We start from the raw sequence: 20,164 nt of genomic DNA on the forward strand, positions 1-20,164 counted from the left end.
TCTTATCCCTCTCAATGGCTCGCTTAGTAATATTAATAATAAAGAAGCCTCCCTGAAAGGACAACCCTATTGATGTAAAGATTGAGACTCTATTCCTCTTTCTACTAAGGCACCCATAGTATCCTGAACCAAAAACACACTCCAATTTTATTCGTTTGATTTCAATTATCCCGTACTTTTTTATTACAGCTTCATAAAATGGATTTGAAATCATTTAAGGAGAGGACTCTAATGGATCGAAGGAGGAGCCTAAACATATGGGTAATGACCAATGAATTTCATCCGAATATTATCGGTGGACTCGGAGTTGTCGCCACCCATCTGACTAAGTCGTTGAGCAAAACCGGGATGAAAGTTACCGTGTTATGTTCCAGTAACTCCGGACGACTCGCGTATTCGAACTCGGGCAGCAGTCTGCGTACCGTTCGGCTTCCCAAAGATTTACGTTACTTTAATCGTTCCACCCGGTCGTTCAAAGCGGCTCCGGTTCTAAGGGCTGCAGCCGCCAACCACTCCGGCAAACCAGACCTTATTCATGTTCACAGTACAGAATTTGCTGCCGTTGCAGCGGCGGCCGGAAGCTTGTACCGTATCCCAATCGTGTATACGTGTCATTCTATAGCTTCTGAAGGAATCCAATCACCGCCAGGAAAAAACCAGGCCAAGCTGATTCGAACCGCGAGTCGGATCACTGTTCCGAGCAGGTGGCAGGCAGGTGAAATCAAGCAGCTATTTCCAGGCAGCCATAATCGCATAACCGTCATCCCACATGGCGTAAAATCCATGTCGAGACAGTCCAAGGGCTCTCCTGCAAAGCTGCTCTATGTCGGAAGACTCATTTCTTCGAAAGGCATTGAACAATTAATTAAAGCCATTGCTCTGTTATCCCGCCATCACAAAAATGTCACTTTAACCATCGTCGGAAGCGGGAAAATTCAATATCAGAAGTATTTACGAGACCTCGCTAAGAAATGTGGCATTGCCGAGCGCATTCACTGGGTTAAAAAGAGCTCGAACGATGCGGTACAGCGGATGTATCCGTCTTATGGCACCGTTATTGTGCCGAGCAAAAAAGAATCGTTCTGCCTGGTCGCACTAGAAGCGATGGCAAACGGCGTTCCGCTTGTGTCCACACTGTCCGGCGGGTTAAAGGAATTTGTGGACAGTCGGAATGCCCAAGTCATACCATCCGTTAATAGCCCTGCAATCGCCCGTGCTATCGCTGAGCGGTTGACAAATCCGGAGAAGACGAGACAGCGGCTGATCCGCGCACGTTCGACTGCTGCCCGCTATAGATGGCCCGCTATCGCCCCTCGTTATAAATCACTATTTCTGAAACTCAGGAAGGAGAATTTACATTGAGTGAACAAACAATGGTCGGGATCGCAGAACAGTTTGGGATAAAAGTCAGCGGACTAAAGAAAATCCGCAAAGGGATTTATCGGGTCATAACACCCGGCGGGAGAGCGTTCAGCTTGAAACGAATGCCGAAGCAGCTTGCACGTTTACGATGGACCGACCGAGTATTGCGACGTGTCAGAAATAGCGGTCCGCACCTTGCCTGGCGTAATCCACAAATGCCGGAGGGTCGAAGGCTTTACGTTATATCACCCAAAGGAGAGCCTTACGTGCTTACGCCATGGATCTCGGGGAGAATGCCTTCTCCTCGTTCGTTAAGTGATATGCGAGCTTGTGGCGTTGCTTTGGGCCGTTTTCATTCGGCTGGACGTGCCGCTCTTCAGGGGAAGATTGCTTATAGCAGTATCAAAACATGGCACTCCACGCTCCAATACCGGCATCGGTATTTGCAAAAAAAGATTGCTCAGGCAAAACGGTACGGATTCAGTCAGGCGATTAACCGTTTACTGCAACAGCATGGCTCGGAAATCTTGCATTATTCGAACGAAGCGAAAGCAATGCTGCGAAATAGCAAATACCGCTCCTACTGCCATCGTGCGCAACAAACCGGAGTGCTAACCCACGGCGATGGAGGTCCCAGCAATTTTATTCTAAATGCCAATGGAACCTACCTTATCGACTTCGAAACGCTGCAGGTCAATTTGCGCGCCTACGATTTGTATCGAGTCATCTATAATTCCTGCAAAGATCATCAGTGGAATTTCGCGATTGCTAAGGCTATACTAACGGGTTACCGTCAAGTCGCTAAACTTCGCAAACCTGATTATGAACTTATTCGGGTTTGGCTGCGGTTTCCATTCACGACATTTTTGGTGCTATCTCCTTTTGACAGGTTTCCTTTAAATAAAAACTGGTTGCAATGGGCGCTAGAATCCGAAAGGAAAATCGGCCCCTTCCTACAAAAACTCGACAACTATGCCGCGAAGCATGGATCCTAAATTTGAATAATACTATCGACCAATCTTGGAGGAGTAATTCAAAGCTAAACCGACTTACACTTTAGCTGCGGCTGGCGAGGAGAAGGAACGATAGTTCTCAGAACCCTTGCCCAACATTGGTCGTCTTAGTATTAATTCTAATAGGAAATTTACCCTTGCCTACTAGGCATAAAAAACTATTCTTTCTACTAAAGGTGGCATAATTTGAAAATAAAATGTCAAAAAAGAGTTGTATTTGTAAAATTTTATGATAAATTATTACTATCGGAATAGGAAGATAGAGCTAGGAAATAGGTCTTATGAACAGGGCCAGAATTGCTTTCTTCCTCTTCACATTACTATATTGAAGGATGTGTCAGCAGATGAAGGTGTTACTAAGTACTGAAAGCGGTTTAACCAAGGAAGTAAAAGTGGGATTCAGTTGGACGACCCTCTTCTTTGGCTTCTTCCCTGCACTTTTCCGCGGAGATCTGAAATGGGCCGCAATTATGTTCATTATTTCCGCTGCTTTTGGGGCATTCACTCTTGGCTTCGGAGCCTGGGTAAGCGGTATCGTTTTCTCCTTTATTTACAACAAAATCTACATAAAAGGTTTAATTGAAAAAGGCTATCGTCCAGCTAACGATGTATCGCGATCTGTTTTGGAAAACAATCAGATCCTTGCCAGAACGGCATAATTCAGAAATGGGTGACCAGGGGAGTTACAGCAGCTCCGCCTAGGGTCACCCTTTTTTTACATTACTTCCCTTGTTACTTTGTTAAGAATTGATATATTTGGGCTCTGGATGGTTGACGGAGACCTATTTTAAATACTATAGTTAATGCAAGGGGATCCCAATATATGGAGCCCTAGTAAATGAATTCCCGACAACTGAATATATCGAAGGTGGAGACCATGAGAAAACCTTTGAAGCTAGTTTTTCTCTCAAGAAGAGTTAGTTTCTTTTGTTTTTATCTCAAGGTCTTTTTTGTATGCGTTTCCTTGCACAATTATGAAAGGGGGTGATTCTCCTTCAGCAGTGGCGAGAAGGAATGAGTAGTCCAAGAGATTATTTTCTTCGAACGAAAGTCCATTATGCTCAGGAGGTAGGAAATGATAAGAACATCATTAAAACGTTGGCTGTCTTCCGCAATGGTTCTATGCATCGTGTTTTCCCTCGCGTTTTCTTTTGCCCCTGCCGGCTTCGCATCTGCGCAGCCGGTTCAACCGACGACGGCTCAGACAACGGTTGACTATGATCAACTGCCGCCCATTCTGATTACAGAAATCGTTCCCGATTCCTCGAATGTCAACGGGGCCGACGGCTATGAATTCGTGGAGATCTACAATAACACAGACAAAGCTATGAATTACAAGGACTATAAGCTGGTGTACCGCTATCCGAACGGTCTGGAGTTCGATCAGGTGTGGGCGACGATCCCCGAGGAAGTGATGATCGAACCGGGAGGCACTCTGGTCCTGTGGATCACGAATAATGCCAATCAGCAGACGACTGTGGCCGATTTTAACGCCAATTATGGGACCAACCTGGTTGAAAATAAAGACATCGTAAGGACCGAAGTCGTCGGCGGGATGCACAACAGCCGCGAGCGGACCATGATCATCGCTACCAACACCGGCTATGAGCTTGTCGAAGCCAGCTACAACGTTGGTGTGAAGGATACGGCGCCGGATAAAGGAATTTTCTACAAGTATCCGGAAGACGGCTCCACCACTATGCGGCTAATCAGCAGTGCGACCGATCCAGCCACCCCCGGTTCCGTCAGCCCCGATCAAATTCCGGCTGAACCGGTCAAATTAAAGCCCGATACCGTCCCCCCTGTCATCGAAAATCTAACCGATCAGACGGGTATCGGAGATGGTCAGGACCTTCAGATCGTCGCGAATGCCCAAGATGACGTCATGGTCCACACCTTCACTTTGCATTACAGGAGCGCAGAGCAGAGTGAGTACACCAGCGTCAATTTAAAAATCAGCCGGGAGGACTCCCTGTTCCACCATACGATTGATTTTCTGGAGTTTCTCGGAAGCAAGTATGTAGAGTATTATTTTACGGCCTTCGACGGAACCAACGAGACCGTCAGCGAGCTGTACAAAATAGATATCGTTCAGGATCTGCCCAGTCCGAGGCTGAATTGGAAGGACGGAGACATTCTGACTGGCCGTTCCACGATCCTGGCTGCCGCAGATGGAATCGCCCCGGATGAATTGCAGCTGTTCGTTGACGGTTCAGAAGTAAACGAAACTTACCGGGCTCTGGATAGAAATGCTTATTTTGCATTTGAAGTAGATGGCATGGATGAAGGTTACAAAAACTCAGTCAGCCTTGGAAACGAAGTCATCCGCCTCATTGATGTCAAAATTACCGGATTTGATACGGTTATCGTTCCGGTAGACCCCGTCAAGCTGCATCAAAACAACAACACCGTTACCCTTCGTGCTGGTTCTACCAAATCTATTATTGAAGAAAATCCGCAAGAAAATCTCGATGATTTCGATGTCCGAAATGTCCGCCTGCTTCTCAGTGATGGAACCGTTGTTAGAGACCCTCAATACAGCGATCCCGAAGAAATCCTGGATATGGGAGACAACGGAAGATATTTGCCGGTGGTCGATTTTACCTTCCCCATTCCACAGGACAAGCTGACCTCCAAGGCTTATCTGTGGGACACCACCACGGCAGCGGAAGGAAATCATCTGATCCGGGTGCTGGCTCCGGGACAAGGTGAAGCGGCCGCCCACATCCAGGTCGATAATTCCGCCCCGTTCATTCAGACCACTGTCGAGGAAGGGAAGCTGTATAAAGGCCCCTTTACGATAGACGTTACTGTAACCGATGAGATCGCAGGAGTCGGGAGCGTCGAGATTCTGCTCGACGGCCAACCGATCGAGGTTCCTTTTGCCGCCTCTTCCGCCGGCCTGGAGCCTGGAGAGCATCTTCTGCAAATATCCGCTCTGGACAAAATAGGCTTGAAAAGTGAAAAGAGCGTCCTTTTCTCCACTGTGGAAGAAAACCCGCATCCGCCTGAACTGGTCAGTCCGCAAGACGGAGCTGCGAATGTAGAGCTTAATCCAACCCTGAGCGTCAAAGTATCCGATCCGACCGAGGACGAGCTGGACGTAACCTTCTATCGAGGTTATAAATATAATGCAAGCCAAACAGATAGGGTCCAGGTTTATAAAAATGCTACCGATATGGAGCCTCCCCGCTCAGCCGCTCCGGACGGCGAAGAAGCCTTGACGGAAGCGGAGTTGGCGAATCTGGCGTCTGTTGATCAGCAATATGTCACCCTGGATTCGACAACCCAATTTCCTTATTTGCGCTTTGAAGTCGAGTTAGATGGCAATATTACTCAACAGGATACGGTAGAGGTGGTCTGGAAAGGAAACACTCTGGCCAACCGCAAAGTGACAATGTATGCCTGGAATTATTCTGAAGACCGCTGGAAAGCTATCGATTCGTTCGTGGCCAAGACCGAGGAGGATTTTACACTAACCGGTATCGTCGATGTTCCGGATTATGTGCGGGAACAGAAGGTCAACGTCATCGTTCAGGATCAGATTCCGACACCGGACGAGTATGATTATACGTTCGTATGGATGACGGATACTCAGTTCTATACGGAGGTCTTCCCGCATATTTACGAATCCCAGGTCAACTGGATCGTGGAGCAGGCAGAGGAAATGAAGATCGATTATGTGATCCATACCGGTGATATCGTCAACGTGCCCGATTACGAAGCTCAATGGCTGCTTGCAGACCGGTACATGGGAGTGCTGGACCAAGCCGATATTCCATATGGCGTACTGGCGGGCAACCATGATGTCAAGGATCTGGGCAATAACGAATTCGACTACACGAACTATTACCGTTATTTCGGTGCAGACCGATTTCAGGACAGGCCTTATTACGGGGAATCGTACAAAAATAACCGCGGACACTATGATCTGATTTCCTCGCACGGCAATGATTATATTATTGTCTATATGGGCTGGGGAATCGGAGACGAAGAAATCGCCTGGTTGAATCAGGTTCTGGCGGACCACCCGGATCGCAAAGCCATTCTCTGTTTTCACGATTACCTGATGGCTAACGGCAACCGGGCGGAAATTGGCGACATTCTGTTCGATAGAGTGGTCGTTCCGAATGAGAACGTCGTGCTGGTGTTGAATGGCCATCGGACCGGCAGCACGTTAAGAACAGACGAAATCGATGATAACGGAGACGGAATCGCCGACCGCAAAGTATACCAGATCCTGACCGATTATCAAGGCCATGGCGAAGGCGGAGACGGCTTCATGAAACTGTTCCACTTTGACACGGCAACGGACACGATCTATGTCAATACGTACTCCCCTTACAAGGAAAAGTATAATTATTACGATCCGGCAGAATTTCCAGGCAAGGACGAGTTCACTTTATCCTTAAGCCTGGAGCCGCAAGTCAAGCGGGTAGCGACCGATTACTTCGAGGTCAACCTGTACACGAACACGGAAATTGGATCCGTCCAAGGAGTGCCAAGCGGACAAACAGTAGAGGCCCAATGGAATGGACTTACTTCCGGCCAAACCTATCAATGGTACACTAGGGTCACTGACGACTTCGGAGGCAGAACAGTGTCGGACATCTGGAGCTTTACTACCGGGGCCGGCCTTGAGCTTCCTGCCCCAAGCCACCTGCGGGTCACCGGAACGACAGATACCACGATCGGCCTGACATGGAATCCAGTGGCCGATCCTAACGGGCGGAACATTCAATATGAGCTCTATAAAGATGGTCAGCGGCATGCCGCGGTCACCGAAGCTGTATACACGGTCACCGGACTGGCTCCGGATACGGAGTATCGCTTCTACGTTGTAGCTGCAGATGACCACGGATATAAATCTGCGCCGAGCGAAACGATTATTGCAGCCACTTCAGCTTCGGAGCCTGCGGCCGACTTGGATGCCATTCGCCAGTTAGTGGACGGCTACATCGCCTCAGACGACTTGCGCGGCCCGTTGGCGAAGCAACTGAGCAATACTCTCAGCCAGGCCCAGCATCAGTATGATAAAGGCCGATTGGAGCAGGCTGCCCGGGATCTGGATAAATTCCTGAAGCAGCTGAACAACCAAGCTATGCAGCGCCACATCTCGGCCGAAGCCAAGGAGCAGCTTGAGCAGCAGGTCAGCGCCTTGCTGCAGCACTGGCGGGAACAATAATGGTGTAACAGCGCGGCGCGAACACAAAATAGAGCCAGGGAGGCCTTAGGCTTCCCTGGCTTTTTGACATGCTGTGATGTAACCGATAACTACTAAACCGTTCACTTCTGATTTCTAATACCTATTTTTTCAACCGGTTTAAATCCCTTTGTTTTCAAAAAGCTCATTCGGTGATCAAAGTTAATCATCGAATCGGAACAATCTATTAGATCAAAGTTCAGTTGCTGCAGTGTGGGCTTGTCTATTCTGACGGATAGGATGACTACCCGCTCTTGATACCCCGTGGCCGTATTAAGCTGCTCATTGTAAGCATGGATACAAACCGTTTCCAGCGGCAGAAGAGCGAACAGGTCGCTGGCGATACGCAGAGTACAGCTACAAACGTAATCTTGAAAAAGCTCAAAATATTGCGTTTTGGACATTGCTCTAGTAGAGAGTCTCCCCGTCTGAGTTAAGGTCTTCACTTCAGTGGGGATAACGCTTGGCCGCACATCGAATTCCACCTCTACCACCTGGGCATCTTCCATCGACACTTCGAATCCGCTGGCGAAATCCATTATATTATCGAACGGCGACATTTCCTCAATCACCCGCAGGCAGGCATCCGTATTTCCGTCCAGTACCCCTGCAGCCAACCGAATCAAATCCTCCCATTCGTTATAATCTTCCTGGTCTTCTTTCTGAGCTTTTAGCAACTCTTCGTTCAGTGTTTTCTCAATTTTTAGATCCTGCTTGAACCACTTCTGAAAAATATTTGGCTTGAACGATTGCAGAGCCTTCTCTGCTGCTATTTCCCGCGGTCCCTTCTGCCCAGGCGAAAACGGAGGAGGTGTGCGGCTAATAGATGCCCAATCCAGGATCTCACCGATTTCTTTATGGATTGATCTAAGTATCTCCAGCTTATTTTCAAACAACTCTACTTCGAGCTTGGCTCGTTCCAATTCCTGCAGTTTAGCCAACTCTTTCTCCATTCTTTTTAATTCCTGGTTTCTTTGATAAGTGGAGTTCCGGTTGGCACGGTTGCGATTCATGCTTTTGCTGTACGATTTTCCGGTTCCTGGAATGCGTGCCGTTACCCGAGCCCCTGTCCTGGAGTTGATGCTATACCTGAGCCCTTTGCCGCCAATGCTTACTCCCACACTTTTTTTCCCCATATTTAGCCTGACTCCAGGTGCGATTTTAAACCTTTTGCGAGATCCGAATCCCATTTCTTTCGCCCCCCACTTACTTTTTTGGTCGTATAGTTCAGAAGTCGCATGACTTAATATTCAATTCTTCAAATACCTATAAAATCCTCCATTTATTTCTATGTAGAGGGGGCATTACGAGACTTGCCGCTGATAAAACATATGCCACGATAATCGTGCTTTTTATGGGGGCGAGCCCCGAGGGATCCGTCCGCGCGGACGGATTAAAAGCTTCTAAGTGACGCGCTTGACTAGGTAGAGTAAGAAAACGGCGCCTGCGATTCGGCTTCAGCGTACTAGCCCGGCCTCCAAGTGTCGCTAACGAACCTGAACACCGCTATTGCTGCAAAAACGACGCCGTTTCAAGTTTAACGAAACTCAAAGTTGTTATCATGACGAACTGCTGCTTCATTACCTTCTATTCTGGCATATAGCGATTCCTTGTTTCGTTATAAAATGTAAAAGCCTCATTTTGCCCGAATAACGGTTGTATGTTTCGTAAGCCCCGTCTTAATTCCATAGCTCGAAGCAGCATGATCGCGATCTGTTCCCGGCTCACGGATTGGCTCAGGGGCAAACTGTTCAGCCGATTTTTCTAACCGAAGCCAACACATTATTACTCCGCTTTTAACCGCTTTTTGGAAATTACTGATTTCCAGGTTGGGCCACAAAAAGAAGGTTGAAAGAGCCATGCTCTTTCAACCTTCTTTTATTTTTATTAACGGAACATTGTATTCACGCTCTGCAAAGTTCAAATCCTTGTCTCTGATCCGGTGTTAAAATTCCGGCCGATTCAAGTATATCGTCAATGGAATAATCATCCTCTACCTCGATGGTACCTTTATCTAAATCAATTTTAATTTTACTCTGAGTGACATTTATTTTAGATAAAATGGAGCGCAGCTCATTTGTAGTTTGTTGATCCATTTTTTTGGGTATAGACATTACAATCAACCCCCTGTAAAGCTTTTCTCAAGTTCTCATTATTGTATCATAGCGGGTCCAAGTTGAGAAAAGCGAAAAGAGGAGTCGGATGCTATGGAAACTCCGTACAGAATCCGATAAACTTGGAAGTCATTGGGAACGGGACACAGCTTGAAGCCAATCCTCCGCCAACAACGAAATAAACGCTTCCTGGAACAGCTTAACTTTATAAGATGACATTTCAAGCTGTAACTCCTCATCCCATGGAATGATGAGCTTGGCTAACTTCGAAAGATCAGTATGTCCGAAAGACGGACCGGGATGACCCTCTGCCATCTCGCGATAGGTGGATAGATCGAACCGCCAGGGTACATAATGTTCGGGAAATCGATGAGCGAGAGAGCTTCCCATAACCAGCCCTTTAACATCAAAATCACCGGAATAATAGATAGGGCATCGATTGCCGGAATGGTCCAAACATAACTGAATCCACCGCAAGGCCGCCGCGCTTGTTGGTCCGCTGGTGCATATAAGGACCGGAACGGGTAAGCTGGACACCGAATTGAGCATGGATGTTCGATTCCCTTCTAACCGCACAGCTTCTGCTGATCGCATCCATTCTGCGGTTATATCCAATAGTGTCGAGAAGATAGACGGGTTTTCTACCACATACAACGCACTGCATTGAGGAACGTCCGTGCCCTTAATCTTCTCTACCTGGCGTAACGTCCATACTGTTGGCTCCGGTGACAGGCCAAGGCGAGGGATATAGACGTATACCAATGAGGACAGGTCATCATCGGCAATTCCAACTGAACGATACACTTCTCTAATTGCCAAAGAGTCCGCGACTATATCCTCATTATCTTCGGCTTGCACCTCACTCCCTTCAGTCAGCGCCTTGCTCTCTTCCTCATGATCCGCGAGCATATTGGAATGCCCAATTCGGCTTGATCCGGACGAAGACACATTCTCTTCGAAACCCTTCCCACGTTCACGTCCTTCTGGCTGCCCCGCCTCCAACTCCGCTTCTGACAACCGCTCGCGAAGGGCATAGAACAAAAGCCGGCCTGCAGGCTGCTTCCAATCCAAGGCGTGTGAATCCCCACTTGCCTTCGCTGCCAATACCGGCAAGCGAATCGTAGAGAGAGCTATTGGACCGACAGCAAGGGAGGGTCTCTCCGAGAAGAGAATGATCAGAGCACGGACGGCGCGGCCCAATTCTGCCTCTGCTCCCATCGGATCCGCCAAGAATACCTCTTTAAGCGTCCGATAACCTTGCCCGTCTCCTCCTTCCAACCGCCGCAACCAACCATCCACGTATGCAGGCAACTCATCACCGTGCACATTTCTAAGATGGAGGAATAAGTGCTGCCATTCCCTTTGACGCATCATTCGCTTCTCCGACTTTGTCAGAAGTGGAGTTGCTTCCAGCAACTGGTGCAGCTCCGTCAGCCGATACGGGAAGGGAGAGTCGGACAATTCTTCTTCGAATCGTTGTAGCCCAATCCGAATAGTATCGCCTTCTTTGTAATTCCACCCGAAGAACAGGTTGATCGCTTCACACTCTTCCTCTGTTGCACATTTAACAACGGCTTTTCCGCCAATACGTTCCAATGACTCGTACTTTTTCCACATTAAAGATAGCATCCGGCTAAACCCGGGACGACCAAAGTAAGCCTTTGCCCTTTCGGAAGCTTGCAAATTTCGCCTCATACTTATACTCCATCCTGCACGTACTCTTTGATCTTTCCATTCCATCGATAGCGGAATAAAGTAACGAAATCCACATCCTTTGGCCGGTAAATTTCGTAAATCGCCAGCTTCGGCACCGTGTCATAACAACCCCACAGAACCTGGGATGTCATCATGTAGTCGAATCCCATATCCGTCAGCAGCTTGAACATATCCCGCATGTTCTCCTCATCCACACCCGCAAATGCTTCATCCAGCGAAATAAGTCTGGGGGCGTCTGAACGAGCATCTGAATAACGGGACCACGTAGCAGCAAATAGTGGGATATACATCGCCATCGCCTTCTCTCCTCCACTCAGAACGTTAAACCTCGAGTCGGTAAGAGGACGATACCCCGCTTGATCTCCTTTGCGATAGCGCAATTCGAATTGGAACCAGTTTCGGTAGTCCAACACCTCAAATAGATGCTTACGCAGCGATTCCTGTTCTTCCTGGGCATTCTGCTTGGCGAAGCTGATTTGGGAACGAAAGTGGTTGATCATTAGATCAATCTCGTCTTCACGCAGCCGATGTGTATCCCGCTTCAACAGTTCCACCAGCATGGCGGTATCCATTTCCTGCTCGTTCTTCGCAGGCTTGGGTTCCCACTCCAACTTCAAGCGAAGACCGCTTGACGTATTCCTTTCCTCCATTAGGCGATTCATCTGTTTAACCCAACCCTCCGCCCGATGGATACGCTGACGAATCGATTTACCTACGCTTCTCAGAATAATTTCTTCATACAATTCACGATCCTTCTCACTCAACAGCAGGCTCTGCTCTTCTTCTGAGCGCTGCAATTCTTCCAGCAGAACTTGTGGAGGTTGGGGGCGAGAGCGATCCCTCATCGATTGAATCAAGATCCGTCCCGTATCCTCTTCGACTATTGTTTCTAGCACGTAGTCTGTCAGAATGATGCGAACAGCATTATAATGTTCCAATAAATTACTTGTTACGGTCTCCACATTCCGATTCGCAAACAACGAATCGTAACGCTGCTTCATCTCTTTAGCCAGCTTCAATGCTTGTAGCAAGTCCATCTCGGGATCATACGTTCCCCGCCATTCTGCCACAAGAGCCCTTCCGGCTTCTCGATGCCATTGCCCGGCTGACAGTTCCATTCCCTGCTGCAGCTCTGCCAATTGCCCGTTATAGTTACGCAGCCTCTCCTTTAATGTCGCCGTTTTTTCCTTAATATCGTCCAGATTCTGATATCCCTGCTTTCGCAGCTGCGTAATATTCCGTTGCTCCCCTTTAATGATTTCGATGCGTTCCGTAACATCCGTGAGACCAAGCTCTTCGATGACGCTTCTCAGCGTGCCTACCTGAGTGCGCAGTACCTTGCGGCGTTCCTCCAATTGCTCCTGATGCTCTTCTTCCTCCTCTAAAATTATCGTTACAGACTCAAGTTCCTCCTTAAAGCGGAAGAGCGCTTCCGTTGCTTCCCGCCCTCGTCTCCAAGCCGAGTAAAGTTCGCCTATGACACTATCGTACTCTCTGCATACAGCCACAGCCTCGCGGAGATCATTCTCGCGTTTTAATCGGGACCAGGCGGCCGTCAGCTCTACCAACTGTCTTTGCAACTCTCGCCATTCCGTGGATTTAAGCTTATAGCGTTCCAATATGCGTTGTTCCTGCTTCATGATCGCTTCGAGGCGGAACGCCGCCTCCAGGAGGTTCTGCAATTCTCGATGCACACGCGCTCCATCCGGAAAGAGGTCACACTCGCGTCTGAGCAGCTGCTCTCTTTCCTTCAGCAGCTCCAAGGCCTTGTCGAGGGCCGCAATCTGCTCCTGCAACTGATCGACCTCCCGCTGTAAACGAGCGATTTCTAACATCCGAGTGCGCTTCCTGGTCTCCTTGCCGATATATTCGGCCCGCTCTTTGGTACGGCTGCTCCCAACCATCGGTCCAAGTCGGAATTCGCCTTTCGCAGATAGGACTCCCCCTGCACTATCATAGGCAGTGACTTCACCGCTCTCCTCCCACAGAAAGGTACGCAGCACGGTATCGATAACGGATGCCTGTAGTCCACTCTCTTCCGATGGAGAGGGAATGAGCACGTCAGCCAATGTATACCCGATTTCATGAGGTTGGGGGACAATCCAGAATTCTTCATGATCGTCCGCTATGGTCCCAATCTCCCCGTCCGGCGAAATCCAGGCATCTAGCAATCCAGATCGTTCTAACGCCTCCTCTAGCCGCGCCTTTGCCCCTTCGTCTAAATGAGATTGAAAGTCGCAGACCGCAAACAAAGGAGCACCGCTGCGGACTTGCCGCTCCAGCCGCGCCTTCGCTCTGGCCTCGTTGCGCCCTGGCTCCGGCTCACGGCTTTGCTCCCAGGCGGTCTTTTCATCTTCAAGTCGTGTTTTCTCCTGCTCTAATCCCCGTCTTTCCTGAATCATCCCCAACCGTTCATTCGCTAACTGTTCCCTTTGTTCGTTGAACACTTCCAGTACAGGCGCGCGAACGGGCTCATATGCTCTGTGCTCTATACCATATTCACTGATAGCACCAAACGCAAGACGGATATGCTCATCTTCAAAGGCAAGAGTGCTCAGCCCATTCCGCCACATAACAATTTCTTCCCGCAGTTCCTCCTTGCTCTGCTCCAGTTGTTTTTCGCAGACGCCCCGTTCCCGTTCCGCATGGTCACGTTCCTTACGAGCCTCACCCAGCTCCAACTCTAGTTCACGCACCAATCCAGCGGCTTCCCGTTCCTCCCGCGCTTTATCCAACGCTTGCTCCAAGCTCTCGCGGTGATCCCGCAAATCCCGACGCCAAGGCTCCCGCCATCCGTCATCTACCGGCATGCCCCGATCCCAGAACCTGTGGTATACGGAATGTTCAACAAATTCTGCTTCCTGCGCCATGGTCTCCAGCTCATCGAGCGCTGACTTTTGCTCACGATTCATGTCCTCATATTTATGCTCCGTATCGCTAACATCTTGCTCGAGCCTTGTCATTCGCGCTTGATGCTGCTCTACTCGTTCCCGTGTCAACTGCAGATGCTTCTCCGCATCCCTAAGAGCGTCGGTTGCGGCCTCAAGCTCTCTCTGCTTGCCGATCGCCTCGTGATTTTCTAACACTTCGATCTCGGCGGCCAGTTCCACAAGCCGGCCTTCTATCTGATTCATCTCATCCTGAGCCTGCTGCTTCTCGTCTTCCGCTTCCTGCAATGCCCGCTCGGCCTCCGATGTTAAATGACGGGACTCATCATACTTCGCATTCTTATCCAGTAAATCGATGGATTTTACATAGATCATCTGTTTGTTATAGCGGTCATACATATCCTGAAGCCTGCTTATTTCCTTGCGATGCAGACGGACTTCGTCCAAACCGTCGGAAATCTGGTCCATATCTTCCAACACTTCCGACAATGGCCGCAGTTCGTCCTCTTGTAGAGGAGGGAGCGCGCGATGGAGAATATCGTAAATGGCGGACGGTTTGAAGTCTTTGGATAACTTCGGACTGCGCAACTGAATCATGAGCTGCAGTAAATCCTGATATGCATCCGTTTCCGCGAACCCGAAAAGTTGCTTATTCACTAGATCGCGGTAGGACGTCTGGTCATGAACCACCTGTCCCCCCACACCAATTTTCTCTTCTAGTTCCCGGCGGCCAAGCGGCACGCGAACGTTGTGCTCCATCGAATAATTATGATCATACAGCCAGAAATTATGCCCAATCCGGCGACCATCCTCCAATACGAACCCCCAGAATTGCACTTGAGCCGCACCGCGGCGTGCACGCAGCCCAATTCCTATCGTTTTATAAACTTCTTTAGCCGGATGAATAAACTCCATCCATAGATAGCCGGTAACATCCGATTTCCCGCTGTCCGTTTCACCTAACAAATAGTATTCGATTCGACGATCGCGCGAGCCGAACGGATCCAGTCGGTGAGGCCTTTTATCCCCATCCAGTACCAGAGGGAGGAAGCTTTGCATCGTTACAGATTTGCCGGAACCGTTGGCTCCCCGTAAGATGAGACGTCCATCCTCCATTTCAAATTCTTCTTCATCGTAATACCAGAAATTCAATATACCGACACGGTTCATCCGCCAGCGCTGTTCGGAAGCCGGTAACCCCGCCCTTTTTTCATCCGCCATATTTATCTCTCCTCGCCCTGTATACTCCGAATTCAATCTAAATCACCCGTAAACAGATATTCCGCATTCCAGCGCCCCAGCACTGGCGAAATGAGAAAGTACGAATGATCCTCCCATACTCCGAGATTCCATTCCACCATATGAGTAAAACAAAGCTCCGCCAGCTCCTGAGAAGAAGCTACACGAAATTCCTTGCTCCAGTATTCCTTATGCTTACGCTGCAATCTTAATAGCAACGTCTCCATCTCTGACCGCTCCACTCGAATACACCCGTTATCCTCCACATACCGATCGGAACCTTCCTGATTCAACTGTCTGCGCAACTCCCCTGCCACAAGCAGCGCCAGATCCGATCCCCCGGAAAGGGTTGGAAACAAAGTCGCTTCACCCGTTAACTCCGGATGAAAGAATAGCAGTCCCTCGCGGTATCGCCTTCCTTCCCAGCCCATCATTCTGCCCAATTGATCCATAATGGAGCGTCGCTGAGTAAGCACATAGGACAAGTCCTCCTCATTCCATAGTCGATCCGGAACCGCCGGCTCCAACAGCAACCTTCTATACACACGATGACGTCTGCGCAGCGCTTGTCCTTCCGGCGTGTCAGCATATATGACTGGATCCGACAATTCCTCCATACCGTTATAAAAGGTTAAATCTTGAGGAAAACGCCGCAATATATATCTGACATTAGGAGAGCACTCGAACAAAGCATTCCGCGACTCATTCTGCGCCCACTCCCCTTCATCCCCATCGACAGAAAAAAGCACCCCTAACGACCTCAGCTTTTTCAGGGCTCGCGCCATTGATAACCGGTGATAGTAGTTGGACCAGTCCGCTTCCAGTCCTTGCCCGTTCATATGCTCGCGGATTTCCTCCACAATGTCGGATAGCAGGAATTGATCTAACTCCGTCTTCCCTTCCAAATACCATAAGCCAAATGTAAAAAATATATAATCGCGCTGCTCGCGAAATTCCGTAAACCCCATCCATGGGTAGGCGACAACCGGCACTTTATCCAGCTTGGCAAGAGTGCGGGTGACGATCAAGGGATAGCCTGTCTGTTCCATGAACCAATTGCGCAGCTCATCATAATGATCCTTAACGGTAAAATAAAGCTCCTTGTCCTCCTCCTTCAAAATCCACGGCCGATTAAATAAAGCATGAATGCATGCTTTCTTGCGCTCTGCTACTTGTGCCGCATCCGACCCCCGACCCGATCGGCCGATCCGGCGAATCACCGTTCCTTTGTTATCGCTCATCTGTTTCTAGTCTCCTTCCCGAGTTGCCGCCGCTTCCAGGGCTGATCCAATGAATGTAAAAACCAGTTCATAATCCGGCAAGTAAAGCTCCCCGTCTTCCGAAACAAGGACAGCCCGCTCTGCCGTCTTGGCGTTAGTCATCGCCACCTTGACTCCTTCCGGAGTAACGAACGAATGACTCGGGGAAGTGCTGCAGCGCCCGATCCACTGAAGAAGACGAAGCCGTGTAGTGCTTGGAACAACGTTCAAATCCGAAATCCGTAGCCTACCACGCTCTACCATTTCCCTGATGGCTTCCCATTCTTCGGCTTGCCGTTGCAAATAAGCTTCCCGCTCCCGCTGCTTGCGCTCTTCGTTCTCCCGGACTGGCTCCGTTTCCCGTCGCTCACCGCGCTTTCGGCTTCGCGACCGCAATGCCCGAATCGTAGGCACCTCCTCCCACATAGACATATCCGCCCGGTCTGAAGTGCGTAAGTCCTCCCCTTGCAAATGGCGAGTAACGAACAAACCGAACACGCTAGCCGCCAAGCAGTGACTTTCCTCCAACGATTCGGTTTGAGCAAACCAATGGGCCAAATGCTCCAATTCCTTCCTCCGACTAAGTCCCGACCGCTTCCTTTCCTGTATCCGAATGACGCTCCGTACAATGCGGGCAATGGCTTCCTTGGTCGCTCTCTCCAACAAGGTTAACTCGCTCGGGGACGAACCTTCCCCTAGAAACCAACGTCGCAAGTTAGCCCATCCTTGCTTTAGTTCCGCTACAATTTCTTCTTTGTCTGGCAATTCTTCCAGGCTGGGTTTGTTCGTTATTCCGTCAGCTACCTTCTCCAGAAACAAATCCCGTACAGGGTCGCCAATCCGCTCTAGATTGCCCTCGATTTTATACGCACTTCTCTGCAGCGCCTGTACGAAATTCTGCAAATAATTCGTCAGCTTTTCCTTAAAAACAAGGAAGGACTCAGTAACCATCATCTCCTCGGCTTTAGCCGTTTGCAGACTGGCAATATAATCGGCTGCATTCTCGTGAAGACGAACGAAGACCTCATACAACTCGTTCCATAGCTCCAGTGCGTCATCCTCTTCGTAAATACTCACATTATGGCGGATATCGAACAATTTATCGGCGATTTTGTCAAACAGCGTCGGTTCCAATGACCCGCCGTAGCCGGTCACTTTTTCCAGCGTCTCTAGCAATCGCTCGATTTCAATGGAATACGGTCTGAGAAGATATTGCATCTTCTTCTTCAAATATTCCTCCAACGTTGTCGCACGTCCCCCATCATGCCGGGAAGCGAGATTCCCCCACTCCTCCAACTGAGACAGATCGGCGAGACACTGTTCCAACGTGTACTCCGGGACTACACTCCATTCCGTAATCGCCTCGAAAATTTCCTCCGGCTTCAGCCAATACCTCAACCTTTTATATTCTTGGTAAAAATACCGCATAATCGCCCGATAGCGCACTACATTCTCGGCGTTCGCATATTTCAGCTCTGGCACGCTCCGCAGGGATCGGGTCATCCGTTGACTTTCCATCTGCGTCCACCTATCTTATAGATTTTTCCCTAGCATAATTACTTTTGGTAGAATTGACAAGTTGTACCGCATGCTTGATCAGCTCTGTCATGGATAGAAATGTCATGGCTAACGAAGCCAGAACCTCTTATTGGATCGAAATGTAGCTGTGGAAATTTCTAATGAACTCCAGAGGCTCTATTTGGAGAAAAGAAGCGGAATTTCCCCTATAATTTATCAATAGCGCCACCTAGATTCGTTACATTCAATCGTATAGCCATATTCTCGGAAATAAGATCTCCACGATTCGTTAGCCGAATGAAATCGATTCATATCTGCTAAATCGATTCAAAGTTATATCATTATTAAAATCTATAGAAGATATATTAATCCTAATCTTACATTTAAAAACGCTTCGTAACCTGCGGGGAAAGTCTTCAAACACTAATAACTTATCGAATGAAGCTAAGCCTCAATAATACAGGAGTATTATTTCTAACGGAGCCATATCGAAGATGTATAACCCGTACTAAAGGTAACTTTTCATGCCAATAAGAATCTTGATTTACAATATTTTAAACGCTATAGCTTAAAGATTCTTATGTGGTAAAATAAAAAACGGTATTCTTAAACTCTTTATCATTAGAGTTGAATTTTATAGAATCGAAGGGATCGACAGATGAAAGTGATGGAAAGATGGTTCGGCCAATATTGGAGCCCTTATGTTACGATGGGGCTTGCAGGGCTCCTCAGCGCGGTATATTTCGGCATTACCGGAACGGTATGGGCGGTGACCGGGGAGTTCACCCGTCTAGGAGGCCATGTGCTACAGATGTTCGGAATCGATATCTCCGATTGGGCTTATTTTAAGCTCATTAATATGGACGGAACCACATGGAGCCGAACGGACGGCTGGATTGTATGGGGGATGTTCATCGGGGCCTTGTGCACGATTCTCCTCAGCAACAATTTCAAAATACGCATCCCGAGACAGAAACGCCGGCTAGTTCAGGGTTTGATTGGCGGAATCATTGCCGGCGCAGGCGCCCGTCTGGCATTAGGCTGTAATTTGGCTGCCTTCTTTACCGGGGTCCCGCAGTTTTCCCTGCATTCCTGGATATTTATCGTCGCTACCGCGGCAGGAACTTATCTCGGCACCAAATTAGTCAATACCTCCTGGTGGAAAGGCAAGCCCGTATTGCTTAAAGGGGGTATGGCCTCACAGTCCGGCAGCTCCCGTAAAATTCAGCCTTACCTCGGCTCCCTTATTATGCTGGTATATGCCGGGCTTATTCTCTACTTCTTCCTCACCGGACGCACGATGCTGGGTGCTGCGGCCATATTCGGAGCCGCCTTCGGAATTCTGATAGAGAGAGGGCAAATTTGCTTCACCTCGGCGTTTCGCGATCTATGGATCAGCGGAAGAGCCACTATGGCGAAGGCCATCTCCTTCGGTATGGCAGTCAGCTCCGTGTCCACTCTCGCAATCATTCTGGCTTATGGCCTGGACCCGATAACGAAAATCGCTGCTCCAAGCACATTAGTCGGAGGAATTCTGTTTGGCCTGGGCATCGTTATGGCGGGAGGCTGCGAAACCGGGATGATGTACCGTTTGATGGAAGGGCAAGTTGTCTTCCTGCCGGTATTCATCGGCAATATCATAGGCGCTACCGGTCTCGCTTACGCTTGGGATCACCTTGGGGTGTACAGCCTGCTCGTCCAAAGCGGCGCGCAGATTAATCTTATAACGGAGATGGGGCCCTATGCCGCCCTGACCGTAACGCTGCTTTTGTTGGGAATAAGCTTCGCTGTCGCCATGTACTGGCAAAAAAACTATCGCTTTGGCACAGGCTTCAAGAAAGGAGCATAAAAT

General features: G+C 49.0%; 11 protein-coding genes. 5 read left to right on the forward strand and 6 right to left on the reverse strand.

Features of this window, described 5'->3' with window-relative positions; translation table 11 throughout:
- The first annotated feature begins 231 nt into the window (after positions 1-231).
- The 4 genes from KJS69_RS12695 (at position 232) to KJS69_RS12710 (ending at position 7,560) form a co-directional block, all read left to right on the forward strand.
- The gene (locus KJS69_RS12695) at positions 232-1,362 is read left to right on the forward strand and encodes a glycosyltransferase family 4 protein (RefSeq protein ID WP_213584147.1); all 1,131 of its coding nucleotides are present in this window, start codon (positions 232-234) and stop codon (positions 1,360-1,362) included.
- A complete protein-coding gene (locus tag KJS69_RS12700; protein ID WP_213584148.1) occupies positions 1,359-2,357 on the forward strand; it encodes a phosphotransferase in 999 nt (332 codons plus the stop codon). Before KJS69_RS12695 ends, KJS69_RS12700 begins: the two co-directional genes overlap by 4 nt.
- Before the next feature lie 362 nt (positions 2,358-2,719).
- Entirely contained in the window at positions 2,720-3,034 is a 315-nt protein-coding gene (locus KJS69_RS12705) for a DUF2628 domain-containing protein (protein WP_213584149.1), read from the forward strand.
- A 416-nt stretch (positions 3,035-3,450) separates the two neighbouring features.
- The gene (locus KJS69_RS12710; RefSeq protein WP_213584150.1) at positions 3,451-7,560 is read left to right on the forward strand and encodes an FIMAH domain-containing protein; all 4,110 of its coding nucleotides are present in this window, start codon (positions 3,451-3,453) and stop codon (positions 7,558-7,560) included.
- Positions 7,561-7,661: 101 nt separating this feature from the next.
- Here the strand turns inward: KJS69_RS12710 and KJS69_RS12715 are convergent, their stop codons facing one another.
- The 6 genes from KJS69_RS12715 to KJS69_RS12740 all read right to left on the reverse strand — a co-directional run bounded on the left by KJS69_RS12715 (position 7,662) and on the right by KJS69_RS12740 (position 18,312).
- Positions 7,662-8,768, reverse strand: coding sequence for a DUF4236 domain-containing protein (locus KJS69_RS12715; protein ID WP_213584151.1), 1,107 nt, complete (start codon positions 8,766-8,768; stop codon positions 7,662-7,664).
- Positions 8,769-9,482: 714 nt separating this feature from the next.
- A complete protein-coding gene (locus KJS69_RS12720) occupies positions 9,483-9,692 on the reverse strand; it encodes a hypothetical protein (RefSeq protein WP_213584152.1) in 210 nt (69 codons plus the stop codon).
- Positions 9,693-9,821: 129 nt separating this feature from the next.
- A complete protein-coding gene (locus KJS69_RS12725) occupies positions 9,822-11,387 on the reverse strand; it encodes a TIGR02679 domain-containing protein (RefSeq protein WP_213584153.1) in 1,566 nt (521 codons plus the stop codon).
- Positions 11,388-11,389: 2 nt separating this feature from the next.
- Positions 11,390-15,517, reverse strand: coding sequence for a TIGR02680 family protein (locus tag KJS69_RS12730; protein WP_213584154.1), 4,128 nt, complete (start codon positions 15,515-15,517; stop codon positions 11,390-11,392).
- 32 nt (positions 15,518-15,549) lie between these two features.
- Positions 15,550-16,776: a TIGR02678 family protein gene (locus KJS69_RS12735; protein ID WP_213584155.1), complete on the reverse strand. Its 1,227-nt coding sequence runs from the start codon at positions 16,774-16,776 to the stop codon at positions 15,550-15,552.
- 6 nt (positions 16,777-16,782) lie between these two features.
- Positions 16,783-18,312: a TIGR02677 family protein gene (locus KJS69_RS12740; protein WP_213584156.1), complete on the reverse strand. Its 1,530-nt coding sequence runs from the start codon at positions 18,310-18,312 to the stop codon at positions 16,783-16,785.
- Between the two features lie 658 nt (positions 18,313-18,970).
- Between KJS69_RS12740 and yedE the strand changes: the two genes are divergently transcribed.
- Entirely contained in the window at positions 18,971-20,161 is a 1,191-nt protein-coding gene (yedE, locus tag KJS69_RS12745) for a selenium metabolism membrane protein YedE/FdhT (protein WP_213584157.1), read from the forward strand.
- Positions 20,162-20,164: the final 3 nt, after the last annotated feature.

Source organism: Paenibacillus sp. J2TS4 (assembly GCF_018403245.1).
Lineage (GTDB): Bacteria > Bacillota > Bacilli > Paenibacillales > NBRC-103111 > Paenibacillus_L.